General features: G+C 50.6%; 17 protein-coding genes and 1 pseudogene. 7 read left to right on the top strand and 11 right to left on the bottom strand.

Features of this window, described 5'->3' with window-relative positions:
* Positions 1-205: 205 nt before the first annotated feature.
* Positions 206-1,453: a phosphoglycerate dehydrogenase gene (gene serA, locus Q1A48_RS06795; protein ID WP_299942718.1), complete on the bottom strand. Its 1,248-nt coding sequence runs from the start codon at positions 1,451-1,453 to the stop codon at positions 206-208.
* A 146-nt stretch (positions 1,454-1,599) separates the two neighbouring features.
* On the opposite strand from serA, the gene Q1A48_RS06790 reads away from it, so the two are divergent.
* From Q1A48_RS06790 to Q1A48_RS06770, 5 genes are all read left to right on the top strand, one after another.
* Positions 1,600-2,262: a fumarylacetoacetate hydrolase family protein gene (locus Q1A48_RS06790; protein ID WP_299942716.1), complete on the top strand. Its 663-nt coding sequence runs from the start codon at positions 1,600-1,602 to the stop codon at positions 2,260-2,262.
* A gap of 90 nt (positions 2,263-2,352) precedes the next feature.
* Entirely contained in the window at positions 2,353-3,861 is a 1,509-nt protein-coding gene (locus Q1A48_RS06785) for an aldehyde dehydrogenase (protein ID WP_299942714.1), read from the top strand.
* 309 nt (positions 3,862-4,170) lie between these two features.
* Positions 4,171-4,569, top strand: a complete 399-nt coding sequence (locus Q1A48_RS06780; RefSeq protein WP_299942712.1) for a hypothetical protein — start codon at positions 4,171-4,173, stop codon at positions 4,567-4,569.
* A gap of 223 nt (positions 4,570-4,792) precedes the next feature.
* Complete coding sequence (locus Q1A48_RS06775) at positions 4,793-5,143, top strand: DUF2007 domain-containing protein (protein WP_299942710.1); 351 nt, start codon at positions 4,793-4,795, stop codon at positions 5,141-5,143.
* A gap of 301 nt (positions 5,144-5,444) precedes the next feature.
* A complete protein-coding gene (locus Q1A48_RS06770; protein WP_299942708.1) occupies positions 5,445-6,206 on the top strand; it encodes a TerC family protein in 762 nt (253 codons plus the stop codon).
* Positions 6,207-6,472: 266 nt separating this feature from the next.
* Here the strand turns inward: Q1A48_RS06770 and Q1A48_RS06765 are convergent, their stop codons facing one another.
* The 3 genes from Q1A48_RS06765 to Q1A48_RS21770 all read right to left on the bottom strand — a co-directional run bounded on the left by Q1A48_RS06765 (position 6,473) and on the right by Q1A48_RS21770 (position 8,222).
* Positions 6,473-7,081 (bottom strand): hypothetical protein, encoded by a 609-nt coding sequence (locus Q1A48_RS06765; protein ID WP_299942706.1) that lies wholly within the window; start codon positions 7,079-7,081, stop codon positions 6,473-6,475.
* The gene (locus Q1A48_RS06760; RefSeq protein WP_299942704.1) at positions 7,081-7,467 is read right to left on the bottom strand and encodes a hypothetical protein; all 387 of its coding nucleotides are present in this window, start codon (positions 7,465-7,467) and stop codon (positions 7,081-7,083) included. Before Q1A48_RS06760 ends, Q1A48_RS06765 begins: the two co-directional genes overlap by 1 nt.
* Positions 7,468-7,574: 107 nt before the next feature.
* Complete coding sequence (locus tag Q1A48_RS21770) at positions 7,575-8,222, bottom strand: phytanoyl-CoA dioxygenase family protein (protein ID WP_366523386.1); 648 nt, start codon at positions 8,220-8,222, stop codon at positions 7,575-7,577.
* A gap of 177 nt (positions 8,223-8,399) precedes the next feature.
* Between Q1A48_RS21770 and Q1A48_RS21765 the strand changes: the two genes are divergently transcribed.
* Both Q1A48_RS21765 and Q1A48_RS21760 read left to right on the top strand, forming a co-directional pair.
* Positions 8,400-8,951, top strand: a complete 552-nt coding sequence (locus Q1A48_RS21765; RefSeq protein WP_366523389.1) for a phage integrase N-terminal SAM-like domain-containing protein — start codon at positions 8,400-8,402, stop codon at positions 8,949-8,951.
* Positions 8,932-9,279, top strand: a complete 348-nt coding sequence (locus Q1A48_RS21760; protein WP_366523388.1) for a transposase — start codon at positions 8,932-8,934, stop codon at positions 9,277-9,279. Before Q1A48_RS21765 ends, Q1A48_RS21760 begins: the two co-directional genes overlap by 20 nt.
* Before the next feature lie 242 nt (positions 9,280-9,521).
* Here the strand turns inward: Q1A48_RS21760 and Q1A48_RS06755 are convergent, their stop codons facing one another.
* The 7 genes and pseudogenes from Q1A48_RS06755 to Q1A48_RS06725 all read right to left on the bottom strand — a co-directional run bounded on the left by Q1A48_RS06755 (position 9,522) and on the right by Q1A48_RS06725 (position 15,378).
* Positions 9,522-10,727, bottom strand: a complete 1,206-nt coding sequence (locus Q1A48_RS06755) for a lysozyme inhibitor LprI family protein (RefSeq protein ID WP_299942701.1) — start codon at positions 10,725-10,727, stop codon at positions 9,522-9,524.
* A gap of 505 nt (positions 10,728-11,232) precedes the next feature.
* Positions 11,233-11,547, bottom strand: a pseudogene (locus Q1A48_RS06750) (transposase); the annotation flags it as partial.
* A gap of 333 nt (positions 11,548-11,880) precedes the next feature.
* Complete coding sequence (locus Q1A48_RS06745; RefSeq protein ID WP_299942699.1) at positions 11,881-12,471, bottom strand: hypothetical protein; 591 nt, start codon at positions 12,469-12,471, stop codon at positions 11,881-11,883.
* Between the two features lie 117 nt (positions 12,472-12,588).
* Positions 12,589-13,059, bottom strand: a complete 471-nt coding sequence (locus Q1A48_RS06740; RefSeq protein ID WP_299942697.1) for a hypothetical protein — start codon at positions 13,057-13,059, stop codon at positions 12,589-12,591.
* Between the two features lie 382 nt (positions 13,060-13,441).
* A complete protein-coding gene (locus Q1A48_RS06735) occupies positions 13,442-13,687 on the bottom strand; it encodes a hypothetical protein (RefSeq protein ID WP_299942695.1) in 246 nt (81 codons plus the stop codon).
* Positions 13,688-14,484: 797 nt separating this feature from the next.
* Entirely contained in the window at positions 14,485-14,934 is a 450-nt protein-coding gene (locus Q1A48_RS06730; protein ID WP_299942693.1) for a hypothetical protein, read from the bottom strand.
* 36 nt (positions 14,935-14,970) lie between these two features.
* Positions 14,971-15,378: a GFA family protein gene (locus Q1A48_RS06725; RefSeq protein ID WP_299942692.1), complete on the bottom strand. Its 408-nt coding sequence runs from the start codon at positions 15,376-15,378 to the stop codon at positions 14,971-14,973.
* Positions 15,379-15,625 lie beyond the last annotated feature (247 nt).

Below are 15,625 nucleotides of genomic sequence, written 5' to 3'. Positions count from 1 at the left end.
ACGGGAAGCGCGGTGCCTGGTGCAGGGGCAACAGAATAGGAAGCCCTATTGTAGGAGTAGCTGCCAGTCGGGATCAATCATTTTGGCTGCCAGTGAGGGCATCTTTTGACCATGTGCCCGTTGACAAAAAAACGTATCCGGCTATTGGGCCTGCCTCGGCTGGCGGTTCACCCGGCAACCCAATAGAGGTTGCCGGGTAAACGGCTTAGAAAAGTCTACGGCAGCGCAGGGTACCGGGAATCGTTTTCAGTTTCCCCAGGGCCAGGTCCGAGTACGCCGCATCCACGTCGATCACCACGTACCCCAGGGTCTCGTTGGTCTGCAGGAACTGGGCGGAGATATTGATGGCGTTTTCAGAAAATACCTGGTTGATGGCGCTCAGTACGCCGGGCACGTTCTCGTGGATATGCAGCAGCCGGTGCGCACCGGGGTGGCTGGGCAGTGCCACTTCGGGGAAATTCACCGAGCTGGTCGTGGTGCCGTTGTCGGAGTAGTGTGCCAGCTTTTCCGATACTTCGGTGCCGATGTTTTCCTGGGCTTCCACGGTAGAGCCACCCACATGGGGCGTCAGCAGGGCATTGTCGATGTGGCGCAGGGGAGAGATAAACTCTTCCGTGTTACTGCGCGGTTCCCGCGGGAAAACATCGATGGCGGCGCCGGCCAAGTGCTTGCGATTCAGCGCCTGTGCCAGTGCATCAATATCCACCACGGTACCGCGGGAGGCGTTGAGCAAAATAGCGCCCGGCTTCATCTGAGCGATCTGCTCTGCACCGATCATCATCCTGGTGGAGGGCAGTTCGGGCACATGCAGTGATACCACATCCGACTCCCGCAACAGCACTTCCAGGGAGGAGACCTGGGTGGCATTGCCCAGGGGCAGCTTGGTGACCACATCGTGGAACTTCACCCGCATCCCCATGGCTTCCGCCATCACGGAAACCTGAGAACCAATGGCACCGTAACCGATGATACCCAACGTCTTGCCGCGGGCCTCAAAGGCGCCGCTGGCAGACTTGAGCCAGCCACCGCGGTGGCAAACAGCGTTTTTCTCCGGAATGCCCCGCAGCATGAGGATCGCCTCAGCGATCATCAGCTCGGCCACGCTGCGGGTATTGGAATAAGGTGCGTTAAATACGGCAATTCCCAGCGCTGTAGCAGCCGGCAGGTCCACCTGGTTGGTACCGATGCAGAAGCAGCCAACGGCCACCAGCTTGGGGGCACTCTGCAATACCTTGCGGGTAAGCTGGGTGCGGGAGCGGATACCAATAAAGTGCACATCGGCAATCTTTTCAATCAATTGCTCTTGGGGCAGTGCCGTCTTTACATACTCCACATTGGCGTAGCCGCGGGAAGCGAGCAGATCCACAGCGGACTGGTGCACGCCCTCCAGCAGCAGGATACGAATCTTGTCTTTTTGCAGGGACTTTCTTTGATCGGGATTGTGTGGAGCCATAAACTATCTCTTCACCGGGTGTGAATAGGGCGCGCATTCCTGCTGGGCGCTTCTCGATTGCCCGGCGCCAAGCAAAAGCGCGATCATAGCACAGGCGGCTTATATCACTTTATTCGAAATAACTATCCTAACTATTTTGTTTATTTATGTATCAACATCAATTTAACTGTGGCCACCCGGCGCCATTCCCATTGGGCAAGATCGTGTGCGTGGGGCGCAATTACGCCAGCCATGCCACGGAACTCAATAACCCGGTGCCCGAGGAACCGCTGTTGTTTATCAAACCGGCCACGGCGGCTGTGGATATACGCCGGCCTATTCACCTGCCAGTGGGGCGCGGCAGTTGTCACTTTGAGGGGGAACTTGCGCTGTTGATCGGCCGCCGGCTGCGCGGTGCCAATACCGCCGAGGTCCCCCCGGCGCTGGCGGGGCTGGGACTGGGGCTGGATCTGACCCTGCGCACGCTGCAGGCGCAATTGAAAAAGGCCGGGCACCCCTGGGAGAAGGCCAAGGGCTTTGATCACTCCTGCCCCCTGTCCCCCTTTGTCCGACTGGGCTCGCTACCGGACTGGGATGCGCTCAACTATGCCCTGTGGCTAAATGGCGAGCTGCGCCAGCGCGGTATGACCCGGCAAATGCTCACGCCGATCCTTGATCTGGTGGCCTATATCAGCAACCACTTTACCCTGGAACCCGGCGATGTGGTGCTGACCGGCACTCCCTCGGGGGTTGGCGAACTACATCGCGGTGACAAAATCACCATGCAGTTGCAGGAAGACTGGTTGCAGGTGGAGACCCGGGTGGCCTGAACCCAAGGCGACCGCCAACAGATGCCCTTTGATTTGTGATCACGTTTTCGATATAACCCGAACAAGTTTCAACCCCAAACAAGGTGTGCCGTGTCAGTACAAAATACTACGCCCCGAAACCTGCAGGAATGGCAGGCCCTAGCGCGTTCTCTGAAGATTGAGGACCGCGCCTTTATCAATGGCCACTATGTCGATGCCCTCTCCGGCAAAACCCGCACTATCCACAATCCAGCCAATGGCGAAGCACTGGCACAGATTGCCAGCTGTGGCCCCGAGGACGCAGATCGGGCGGTACGCGTGGCGCGCGAGACTTTTGAATCCGGCATCTGGTCGAAAATGCCACCAACGGAACGCAAGAAAGTGCTGGTGCGCTTCGCCGAACTGATTGAGGCGCACCAGGTGGAAATCGCCCTGCTGGAGAGCCTGGATGCGGGCAAGCCCATCGGCGATACCATGGCGGTGGATGTTCCCGGCGCGGCCACCACACTCCGCTGGAGTGGCGAAGCCATCGACAAAATCTACGACGAAGTGGCACCCACAGGCCCCGGCACACTGGGCCTGATTACCCGCATGCCCCTGGGGGTGGTGGCGGCAATTGTGCCCTGGAACTTCCCCCTGTCCACCACCGCCTGGAAACTGGGCCCGGCACTGGCCACCGGCAACAGCGTGATTTTAAAGCCCGCCTCCAATACCCCGCTCACCGCCATCAAACTGGCGGGGCTGGCCAAGGCAGCGGGCCTGCCGGACGGCGTGCTGAATGTACTGCCGGGGCCGGGCAGCAGCCTGGGCAAGGCGCTGGGTCTGCACATGGACATTGATTGCCTCACGTTTACCGGTTCCACCGCGGTGGGCAAGTCCCTCACGGAATATGCCGGCCAATCGAATCTAAAGCGCACCTTTCTGGAGCTGGGCGGCAAAAGCCCCAATATTGTTTTTGCCGATGCGGACCTGGACAGGGCCGCCGAAGCGGCGGCATTGGCCATCTTCTACAATCAGGGCGAAACCTGCACCGCCGGCTCGCGTCTCTTGGTGGAAAAGTGTATCGCTGAGGCGTTTACCCAAAAGGTGCGCAAAGCCGCTCGACACTTCAAACCCGGTCATCCCCAGGACCCGAATACGGCAATGGGGGCACTGATCGACCGCAGCCAGTTTGATACGGTTGCATTTTACGTCGCCAAGGGCCTGGAGCAGGGAGCCCAGTTGGTATGTGGCGGCAGACCCGTGGAAGCGGTCGCGGGGGGTTACTACTATGAGCCCACGGTATTTCGCGGCGTGACTGGCGATATGACCATCGCCCGCGAGGAGATCTTCGGGCCGGTGTTGTCGGTAATGGAGTTTGAGACCGAAGAGGAAGCCCTCGCCATTGCCAACGACTCCATCTACGGCCTGGCAGCGGGTATCTGGACCAACAACCTGGGCCGCGCCCACCGTATGGCCCGCGATATCTATGCGGGCTCCGTGTGGGTAAACAACTACTTCGGTGGCGATATCACGGTGCCCTTCGGCGGTTTCAAGCAGTCTGGCAACGGCCGCGACAAATCCCTGCATGCGCTGGACAAATACTGCGAGCTGAAATCCACCTGGATTGATCTTGGCTGAACCACGCCCCGACCAACCCGGCCCCCACTCAGGTTCCGGGTATTGACGCCACAAAGCGGTGGCGCCGCAGCCCTGCTATACAGGTAAGTGCGCGCCACCCCCCCTGATTTCCGAGACGGTGACCACCAGGCTCACTGAAAGCCCGAATCACCACCGCGCCCACACATAGACGGCGCACAGGCGCTTTTTCTGGCGTGAATTACCGAGTCAGCTATACCTAAAATATCACCCCTTGCAAAAGGCGATGGTGACATGCCCAGTGGTGCGGGTTGTATTCCCGCGAAGTCAACTGCGTGTGGGAGAAATGGGTTGAAAAGAGTCCTCCTGTTTTTAGTGATCCTGACTCTCAGTGGATGGACACAAGTAGGGGCAGCGGAGACCCCTCCCCTCGGAGAGATAGCGGGTCTGCTGGGCACCGGGCAGGGTCACGCGGGCACTTCGCGCACGGGTACCGCACAGATTCACCCCAGGGAGTGGATTCAGCTATTGGTCAGCCACGGCGACTCAGTGGAAAAAGGCCAGCGCCTGGCGGTGTACAAAAGCTCCAAAGGCAGAGCCGTCATCGAATATATCGCCAGTCGCTCCGGCAGAGTATTGGTGCATAGTCGGGCCGCACTCAATTCACTGGGCAACGTTCTGGAAATTATCACGGTGTCCCATGAGGATTACTGTGCGGTAGAGGACTGCACCCTGGCCGAGCCGGAGTAACGGGTCACTTTGTTTCGAATTTCTGCCTGGCCCGTCACTCTGTAGGGTTACTTCACGCGTCGTTTTGTTAAACTGGCAACCAAATAGACAGCCGGGTTGTCAATGGGTACAGGAAAGTGCCGCTTCGGGTCACGCCCCCGCATGCGCCCCTTAAAATACAGGCCACAGCATCTTCCTGGCGCCCCAATTTTCGCAACAGCAATCCAGTCGTCCACAAAAACACGTGTTAATTGCCGAGGGTACTGCGCCCTATTTTATGATGAAGCTGATCTACACCCACGAAAACCGCCTGTTGGTCGAATTGGCGAAAAGCCGCCTTGAGGTGGCCGGTATCCCGGTATTCCTGAAAAACGCGTTTGCCCAGGGGGCATCCGGAGAGCTGGCTCCCAACCAGGCATGGCCGGAATTGTGGCTGGAACGGGACCGTGACTTTGAGCATGCACGTCGGCTGTTGGAGGATGTCGAAACAGGGCAGGGCTGGCACTGCCCGCACTGTAGTGAAGAGAATGGGGCTGCATTTGACTATTGCTGGCAGTGTGGTGGTACCAGGCCGACAGCGCGAGAGCCACGCTAGAACCGGGCCGCAAAGGAGAGCGCCAGGTATTGAATCTGAAACACCAGGACGCAAGGGCGAATAGAACAACGGCGGGAACAACGCACACGCTCATTATTTAAACCCACCAACAAACCGGTTACCTGCTCCCTCCCCTTTGTTATCGTTTTTGAAAGAGCCGAGCCTCTAGGCAGCACTGCCGCCCCCTCTGGCATTTGGGCCAAATTGTGTTTGCTGCGGCATTTCCCTGCGCTGTGCTAAGCTGGTCGCCGACAAAGTTAACAGTGACACAATATCCGCATTCAAAAAAAGGAACACTTTTATGTTCGAGTGGGTAGTCAACCCGGAGGCCTGGATTGCGCTGGCCACCCTGTCCGCGTTGGAGATAGTACTGGGCATCGACAACATTATCTTTATCTCCATTCTCGTCGGTCGGCTGCCGGCCAAGCAGCGGGAATTCGCGCGCTTTATTGGCCTGACCCTGGCGATGGTCACCCGCTTGGCCCTGCTGTTCTCCATCGTCTGGATCATGGGGTTGGTAGAACCCCTGTTTAGCCTGTTTGGAATGGAAATATCCGGGCGCGATATCATTTTGATTGGGGGTGGCCTGTTCCTGATAGGCAAGGCGACCCACGAAATCCACAATAGCCTTGAAGGGGCAGAGACGGACGCCGCGACTCTGGGCAGCGCCGGCTTCGGCATAGTCCTGTTGCAGATTGCACTTCTGGATATTGTCTTCTCCCTGGATTCGGTCATTACCGCGGTGGGACTGGTAGATGAGATTTCCATTATGGCGGTTGCCATTGTCCTGGCCGTTGCTGTGATGCTGGTTGCGGCCAAACCCATCGGTGATTTTGTTGATCGGCACCCAACGGTAAAGATACTGGCGCTGGCCTTTCTGATTATGGTGGGTCTGACCCTGGTGGTGGAAGGCTTTGATGTGCATGTACCCAAAGGGTATATTTACTTTGCCATGGCTTTCTCCATGATGGTGGAGATGCTCAACCTGCGCCTGCGCAGCAAGAAGCAGCAGGCCCCGCCGATCAAGTTACACCACAGGCTACGCAATGACAGCGGGGAATAAGGGGGCAATGGTCTACCACTGCCCATTGTGCGGGGGTTCGTATGGCGCCCCGCACAATGGCGACGACGTGGCTATCTATAATCGCGCTACAATAGCGGCGGTAAGACCGTCTGGCTAACTTTTCTTGTTTTTCATCTATGCCTCTGTTAAAGAAGGCATCTCTCAGTGCGTATAACGCACAACTCAACTGCGCAACAAGCTGGCGGGGTTTTTGAGCAAAAAGTGTGGCAGTTTGCAGGGTCCGATTACAGCGCTTCGGATATGATTTATAAACTATCAATAGTATTTCTTATATTTTTTCTTGCTGACTCCTCAAACTTTTCAAAGAAATATTCATGGGAGTATATTCTCTTTCTAGCCAGAAAGCCTTCTAAGATTTTTTTGCGCTTTTTCTTATATATGAAACCGGGAATGAGCTTGTACTCCCTCCCCACCCATAGCTCAAACTTATTATAAAGTTCACCATGACTTCCCAGAATCGATAGATCAATATCTACAATAAGCCTTTCATCATTGTCATAGAATACTGTATTATGTAGAGTTGCCATAATTAATCGATGCACATTTTCTATAAAATTATCTTGAGCCTTATTTATCTTCAGAAACTGAGACGCCCAATTAGCGCTATTTAACTCATTGCCTGATGAAAAAACTTTGTAGATAGCATCATGAAACCAAAGGGCAATTTCCAAGGCATTATAGTCATTTGCCAGATGCTTAACTTGCTCTAAATTCTTTAATGTGGCATTTATGTGGCTGGAATTATGATAATGGCGATGCTTTTTATCATAATGAGACTGCAATTTTAAATAGGTTTCAATATTTGAATCGAAGCCTAATCTTTCCATTAATTCCAGCCACTTTGATTCCTCCATTATTTAATTCCTGGAGCATCATCTTTACGCAAACCAAATGCTTGAGAGAGGTTCTTGCCAGATAAAATCATATAAAGCCAAGCTTTCTTCCACCGGCTTCCCAACAAAACAATATGCACGTGCCAGCCTTTTTCACGTCTAGCGCTATATCCACTATATAAAACTGTAAAGGCTTCAGGGTCACCGACAACTTCTTCTGCTAATTTTTGCGCATGAAAAGTACCTAACTTTAACATTTCTGTAACTTCTTCAGGAGTTGGTTCTCCCTGTGTTTTAGAAAAAGCTAAAATATAGTAATTTGGAATTAAATCCTTTCGGATTCGCAACAGCTGACAAGAATGTCCCGAGGATAGCTCGAACTTATGCTCTAAATCAGAATTACTCACATTCTCCCCCTACACATAATACTTTTACTGTGCGACCGTAATGGAGCGCCGAAAGCGCAGAATGGAGGTCCAAGTCCAGCTTGCTGAGCTGATGCACCATAGACTGGTTACATGGCATGCGCCCACTCCGCTGGAGCCGGTAAAGTAGGTGGTGCATAGAGAAAATGTAGTACTCTTCGACGCCCTGAACTCAACTTCGAGGAAGAATGAAGAATTAATGGGTGCATTACCAATGCGCCCCCAGATGGTATGTCACAGGTAGTGCGATTATTTGCAACTTCGTCGTGTCGATGTGATCCCGGGATTACCTGAAGCGCTCCATTTTCGATCGTGTTTCTCTCAAGGTGGACGCGTACGGCCACCAGGTTTCGCAGCACTTCCTCAGGCGGCTTTGCAAACCAAACCCCCTCCTTTTTGCTCCAGCCGTCCCAGTCGGGCGCCTCGAACTTGACTTTCACTGGAATGCTGGTGTCTCTATGCAGGGGAACAAGCCAGTTTTTGTCCTTGGACTTATGAAAGTAGGTACACTGTACTGACTTTGCTTTTGAGGGCAGAAGACGACTAATTATTGGATGAAGAGAAATACGCAGAGACAGCGCCTGAATCCAATTATGATTAAGCAGGTTGCGCGTCCCGGCCCTATGAAATTGTAAGTCCTTACAGCGTAAACTGATTTCGTGTACCTCAGAGATAGAAACTATATCTGGGACAACGATGAATCCATCTTCATTGAATTTCACTAGATGCTTAGTCATACCATGTAACGCCGAGTCCGCGTTTGTCGCGAGCGCTCGTGCTGATGCTTGTTGAACGAAGCCACTACGCGGCAAAGGTAACTCCGCTGAAATAAAGATAATTCCTCCACGTACTCACCCCCGAGAACGACAACCAGAGGAATATCTTTATGAACAAAGCACAGCAGAAACGATTCGATTCACTGTAGCGAAAACATCTTAGCGCACTCAAACGCCAGGGCAAAGCCGAATCGACCATTGAATCTATACAGCCATGCCATACGGCGCGTCTGCGAGTACTTTGACAGCCCGCCCGACACTCTCGCCCAAAGGCAGCTTGAGGACTATTTCGAGCCACTCATCAGTACTCACTCCTGGCCAACGGCAGAGGGAGATCGCAATGGCCTTCAGTTCTTTTACAAGCACGTACTTACTACCGGGTCGGAAGGAAAGAATACCCCTCTCCCAGGACACGCTGTGAATACCTCCCTGTACGCTCGTAATCGGCATCCATGCCTCATACGATCCTGGCAGAGGGGCATTCTTCCCTCCTGCTTTACTAGTAAGCGTAAGCGCGACTGGCAGTGGGTATATATTATCAGACCCCCTCAAGAGAGACGCCTTCCCGATGTGCTGACTTTCAAAGAGCTGGAGCGGTTGATCAACGGTACCCGCGAACGGCGCTACCAGACCTCCATTCTCACCTGCTTCCGCATGAGTTTGCCCTTATCTGTATCGTGGCGTCATTAGTCATACCAACATTTTGTCCGATAACGGTTGCAACGTGGCCTTTCGCTACCGCGATGCCAAAACCGATCAATGGAAAACCTGTACAGTAACCGGCGAGCAGTTTATCAGACTGATCCTGCAACGCCGTTTGCCAAAGGGCTTTCGCCGTGCACGAGACTACGGGTACTTACATGGCAACGTGAAAGCGGCTATGCGCATTCTGCAGCGGGTGCTGAATGTACAAAGGCGGGCGCCACCGAAGCAGATATCCGCGAGCTTGCCTTGCCCTCACTGCCGCAGCCCTATGCGGATGACGGGTATTTACCCTCGAAAACCCCAACCTGGATAAAAACGGTTAGTGCACGGACGACACCAGCGCGAGGATTAACGGGCCTTAGGCAAAGGAGCCAACACTCTATGTGACAACGAATTTTGCAATCGCTTGTGGGGCGAGGCTCTTGCTCGCCCGTAAAAAATTACCAAAACTCACGTCGGCCTTCCGAAACCAATTCCCCTTCAATTTATTTACATAAGTAGAGCTGGCCAGGCTTGTTCAACAACCAGATATGTTGCGGCAAGCGCAACCTATCCTTATTTGTTAGGCGGGCCGATGTATTTAACATTTGTTTCCACAGATCTCTTAACATCACAAATATTCCTTATTTGGTCCCCTTCTAATATGGATATCCGATGTTCCTTACGCGTGTTTATCTCATAGTAAATTTTACCATCATGCCTAAACAGGCTATTGTTCATGCCTCCACAATTAGGGTGTCTATAATCCAAATTGACTCCTTGCATTTTTAATAGGGGAGTTTGCCCCTTGGTATTTTTAAAGGTTCCATCCTCAATATTTAGCTCATCATAATATAGGAAATCACATCCCCTGCCGGCACCACTCGCATAGTCTACCTGAGCGACAAGCTCCATACCCCCATCATTATTGACATCTAAATACCCTTGTCTTTCTATACCTGTCTCATATCTCCCTACCTCCCTGATCTGCTTGCGAGTTATCTGTGGCTTGTCATTTAAAGATATATATTGAAGCTTTTTATCACCTGCTAAAGAACAAATATCACTGCTTACTGAAGATTCCTGTGTTGGGTGAAATTTTTCTGATTCTATATTCTCAAATTCACATACTACATAGCTATGGTTTTCTGGTGTTGTATATCGTATATGTGAAGGGCCTTTGTCAGTTTCATGAGAGTTGTAAACTTTACCGTTGTATTCAAAGTAACTCGAATAGCGAGTCCAATATGTATTCCATTCAAATCCTATTGTTCTAAGCGATATCCTCTCACCATTTAAATCTTTAAAATTCATACAGGGGTTGTTCATTGTTCCTCCCCTGCATTGTTCTGCCACTTCATTTGCTCCATCATTATTTATATCAAATAATTTTTCATTTACAGTGTTTCTTTTAGATTTACCGGAGCAGATAGCATCCAAGTCAGTTAGAGGTGGTAACTTTTTCATCGAAAATATATCAAGTGTATTTAGTCTATTTTCGTAAGTCCGAACCAAACATTTATTTATTCTTTTACTACCTTCACAAGAATTAGCTCTTTGTTTAATCCACTTTCTTTGCTCTCTTAAAAGTATTTGAAAATCGCTTTTCTCTAGCTGGACCTTCAAACCGGAAAAAGAAGCAGACAATTTATCATCCAATTCGCTCAATTGAGTATTTGAGCATATTGCGTGCTCAATTTTTGTAGAAGCTTTAGAGCAATCAAAGCTTGCCGCATAAGAATTTATCGAAAGTATTGATGTTAAGATTAAAAAGTATTTCATATTTCTTGTTCGCCTAACTCCAAACTCACCCGCGGAGGCGGGATACCGCCGGAGTCGGGTGCAGCGCTTGTGTACGCCCAGCATGGGCATGAACTAATGAGGTGAAAGTCCTCTGTAGGAGAGCCTGATCACCGGATTACCGGTGATCATAACTACTAGCCAACGGCAAGGACAACCCCGCGAGGGGTTGTCTGGAGGAGGCCCGAGCGCAAACCTGCGAGCCGACAAACGACGGTCAATCCCATAGCGGCAGTGATTTGTTCCCAGCTTTGTAGAGTAATCTGTATGCGCAGGTACTGGCGCCGGAGAACCTGCGTACTGCCTGGAAGCAAGTGTGTCGGAACAAAGGCGCCACTGGTGTCGATGGTATCTCCATCGAAGACTATCCCCAGTGGATAAAGTCACTCTGGCCCGCGCTACGCCGAGCCCTGGTTGAGGGCTACTCCCAGCCCCACCCCGTCAAACGGGTCGCAATACCCAGACCCTCAGGGCACGAACGCCACCTGAGGATGAACAGGGCGATGATCTTGCGCTCCAGCTCGTCGGTAAGCTGGGTTTGATGCTTCTTGACGATCTGTGACTCGAAGGTGCCAGCGCGGTCCCGCGTTGTCTGTAACTCGAAGCTGTCCGCCAGACTTTTCATGGTTTTGGATGTATGACCATGTTTGCGGTTGGGCTTGCCCTCGCCGGCGAGGTGCTCCTCCAGCTCCGCGCTCATAGCTGCTTCGGTAAGCTGTTTGATCAGCGGGGTCAGGATGCCATCTTTGCCGCTGAGATCCAAAAAATGTGCAGCATTTTTGATCGTGCCGGCTCTTGTCATGTTTTTTTACTTGCACTGGTGGTTTTCCTTATACGGGTGGTTGGTCACGTGGGCATAGCTCATAATCAAAGCTGCCACCTGAATCTAGACAGTTATCCTATTGGAATGAAACTTTAAAGTTTGGGAAGAGTATTGCAACAAGTAAACCAATGATAAACGAAGCTAGAAATAGCCACAGCATCACCTTTGACTCTCTTCTGAAGTGACCACTAATTGTTAATCTTCAGTCTCTCTGGCTCAGGCACATAACGCAAAGCACACGGGCCGGAACAAGCAAAGCTTGTGGAGGTCCATACATCGTAGTGGCTGAGGTACTGTATTTTTTTATGAAGTTTAGTAGTAACCGTCTTTCCATTTGCATTGACGACTCTCTATATTTTTAATTGAACAAAATTTGGGTTTTAGAAAATACTCAACTCCAAATAATATTTCATATCTATTATACCCATCACTACCTTTCACATTGACATCTTTATAGATTTGATTCGATATTCTTTCTCTGCGATCAAAACCTATTATTTCTGATATAAAATTACCCTCACAGCAATTCATTCGATGATAATATTCAAGCTTAAACTCCTCGCCTTTTCCTGTTGCAGATATTCGGAAAGCTAATGGATGAAAGAAAATAGATTGCGTATTTTTATAGCCACCAACACGGTTAAAATATACTTGCCATGTACCACCCGCATTCCCCCACCTACCATAGTCACCGTAGGGGCACCTAGTAGACAAAAGAAAGTCGTGGTCGCCATCATTATCGAAATCACCTTCTATTTTTATTATCATGCACTCTTCGTAATCTTGGCTTTTGTATATTTCCTCTCCGCCTCTAACCATCCTAGAGAAATTCAATACAGGACCTGAATCTGCTGAAGCCTCAAAGATGATTAATAGCAAGAAAATTGATGCGTATTTTTTCATTTTTACTCATAATGCCTTGCTCAGCCGCAGCCGGAATGGAGCCGCTTTGTGCTAGCGTAGCGTACAGCACAAAGCGAGTGGAGTATAGGCGGTCGGATGTAGCAACTTGTTAAAAGCTTACTGGGACCAGTAACCCAATATATGGTATTTGCCTGATTGTTCAGGCTTTATGCGAATGCCAAGAGCTCTAAAGCCAGGGCAGGTAATGAGAGCATGATTGCTAGCGCTGCCATCACCTATTGGTTGTTTGGCATCACCTTCTAGAATGCTGAGGGTGCATGACGAGCCAATACTTCGCCGTTTGTTGAATTCTGACTGTGTGCTGTTGCCGACGTGAACGAAGCTATCTGTACTGCCTGATTCTAATAGAGATCTGACGGCCGTTGAAAGTGCCTGGTCTGATAAGGCGCTAGAAGATAGAGCAAGCAGGATAAATACTGCGATAGTTTTCATGGCTTTTAACATTTGTATACTGATCACCATGGCCAATATTTCTGGATTCTTTTCACGCCAAACTATTAAAAAATTACTGTGAATCAATTTGATACGACAATTTAGCACTATCGAACCACCTGGGATAATGGTCACTACGACCAGTATCCCAAAAATGAACAATGAATGTAACCCATTGGAATTATTCACATTTTAGGAGAAGCCACTCGCTTCTCAAAAATAGCGGTCACGGTGTCCGAAATTCCGGTTCGTATCTGGTTATATCACCTGTGAAACTGCACCGCTATTCAGAGAGGCGTATCATCAGGGCCTCCTCCCTCTCGCCCGTTGACACACCTTCCCAGTACAGCGATGGCAGCGCCGCGTTCGGCGATCGAGCCTTGCGCACCTACAGCGGCACCAGAGCGGAACGGAAGCTCACAGGCTTGCGCTTACCTCCCCACAGTGACAGCACAGGAAGGTAAGCGTTTGCGGTACTGTTCCGGGCTGCACAGGCTTTCGAGGAGCCCGCTCAGCGCTACGTCTTTTTATTGGGGCGGTGCTTGAATGGCCTGAGGATGGCTGGAGGCTTATCGGATGAGTCCTCCTCCAGCGCCCAGGCTTCTTCCAACAGTTGCAGTAAACGCACGGCCCGTATCACCCGGTTACCCTTGCCGGGCGCAATGTGCAGATCCACAACCTTATCTTTGATCGCGACCGGGGTGATAATAAAATACCCACCCAGGTGCAGCGGCTGAAATAATCGACAGGGTAATATAGGCATCTTTATAGGCTCCTTGAGTCACCTGTGGCGGAAAGGTGCAGAAAAAGCACATCGCTTTGCGCGGTTTCTCTCGCCGCAGGTGCGATCCTTGTGAGGAAAAGAAAAGGGAAACTTGCAGGAAGGGCGCGCAGCCAGGGAGGCGGTGCGCGGCTGAAGTAAAAAATCACACCAATCATCACGCAACGCCACAGCACGCTCCGCCGCCTGGGGCGAAAGTGACTCGAAAAGCTCGCCTTCAGGGAGACGTTGATTGAAGACGAACGAGTGTATGACGTATCATTCAAGACAGCCTCGCTAGATACCAATTTATCTATTGGGGTTAGCCATCTCTCGGTGCTGCTAACATCGGGGGGTGGCGTTTTCTCTCATTTACGCGGTCATGGTGTGGTCCTTCTTTGTTTGGGTGTTTTGTTGATCGATTACCCGCGAGCGCTGCGGTTACAGGGCGCTCGCGGGATAAATAATGATCGTTGCGGTATGGTTTATCTGTTTATTATGCTTTGACTGCGCCGGTGAAGCGGCTGGGCGCCAGACCTACGGTATGCGCTTTTTGCAAAGACTGCAATCAATCTGCAGTTTTAGACGACACCAAGTGAATGTCCCACCAACTGCGTAGCCATTTGCGGCATACCCGGGCATCAGCAAGCCATTTCGCGGGCATTCAAGGCTTGTTTTAGAGGGGATAACTGAATGACACTTCACCACCCAAAGGGCGTGTGACAATCCACCGCCATGAGTGGGCCCGCAAGTACGGTGGTAAAAGGAAGGCGGACTGATATCCCACCTTTGCCCGACTATCACTTGTTGCTGGTGTATCCATCACCAACTTTTGCACTTAGCTCATCAATAGACTTTTGAATATCCATCAATACCGGGTTGGATTTAGAATGGTTTCTAATCTCTTCTTCCCTAAACCCAAATTTTGAATCCAAATATCCCAGCACCAGTGAAAAACACACAAAAACAATCAGTATTATTGGCACTGATAAGATAGGATTTTTAAAAACAAAATGACTCAACGGGTTGTCACCCAATGATTTGATAAACACAAATATAATCATTAAGAATTGCACATATCCAATGTACATCTTAGAGCGGTCAATATAGACCTTCCATCTGATAAAAGCTCTCTTATTAAACTTGCTGTTCAAAATCACCCCACAAATTATAACGCCTGTATTGACAACTGGCTGGAAACGCAGCGTCGGGCATCCAGCCCAGCCAATGGCTGTGATTGCGCCATCCACTGTTATATGCCTACCCATACGCATTCATTATTTCTTCTACACTTCGGCCTCATAATTCTCGATATGTTGCTTTCCTGAGTCACCAATTTCCTCCCACGAAGCTTTTGAATGCACATACAAGTGATGGGCAACCCGCAGATTCTCACAACCCGAAGTCAATGTTCCAACGGGTAAATACATACTTTCTGTATCGTTTTCTCCTGGAACAGCAGTGCCACAAACTTGACAAAAATACGTGTGCCATTCGTGCCCCGGCTTTGACCAGTAGCTTATTTGGTCTTGTCCTTTGATCCAGGCGAAGGTTTTATTCGCTACCACTGCCACCGCTATACCACCGCTACCTGTAGAGCGTCTGCAAATAGAACAGTGGCAGACAAAAACGTCAGAGATCCCGGCATCAACTGTAAAGCTTACCGCTCCGCAGTTGCATTCACCTTGTACCATATTGTTGTCTCCATGATGTGATGCTCTAACACTTATTAGGAGTTTGTGTCCCTGAAACCGCGAGCCAAATCCCCATCGACCCGCTTAAATAAACCGCCAGAATTACTTGTCATTACATTTCTGAATAGGGCTAAAAAAGTGGTCAGCTGCCCCTAGGCTTCGCACTTTTTTGATAAACACTGCCAGGACAAAAATTACGGCTTCAAACCCTATCCCATTAATTACGATGCGAGAGTCATGAGCGCAA

Origin of the sequence: uncultured Microbulbifer sp., assembly GCF_947489355.1 — a bacterium.
Taxonomy (GTDB): Bacteria; Pseudomonadota; Gammaproteobacteria; order Pseudomonadales; family Cellvibrionaceae; genus Microbulbifer.
The sequence above is the reverse complement of the archived record's forward strand: the minus strand, read 5'-3'. Positions and strand labels throughout refer to the sequence as shown.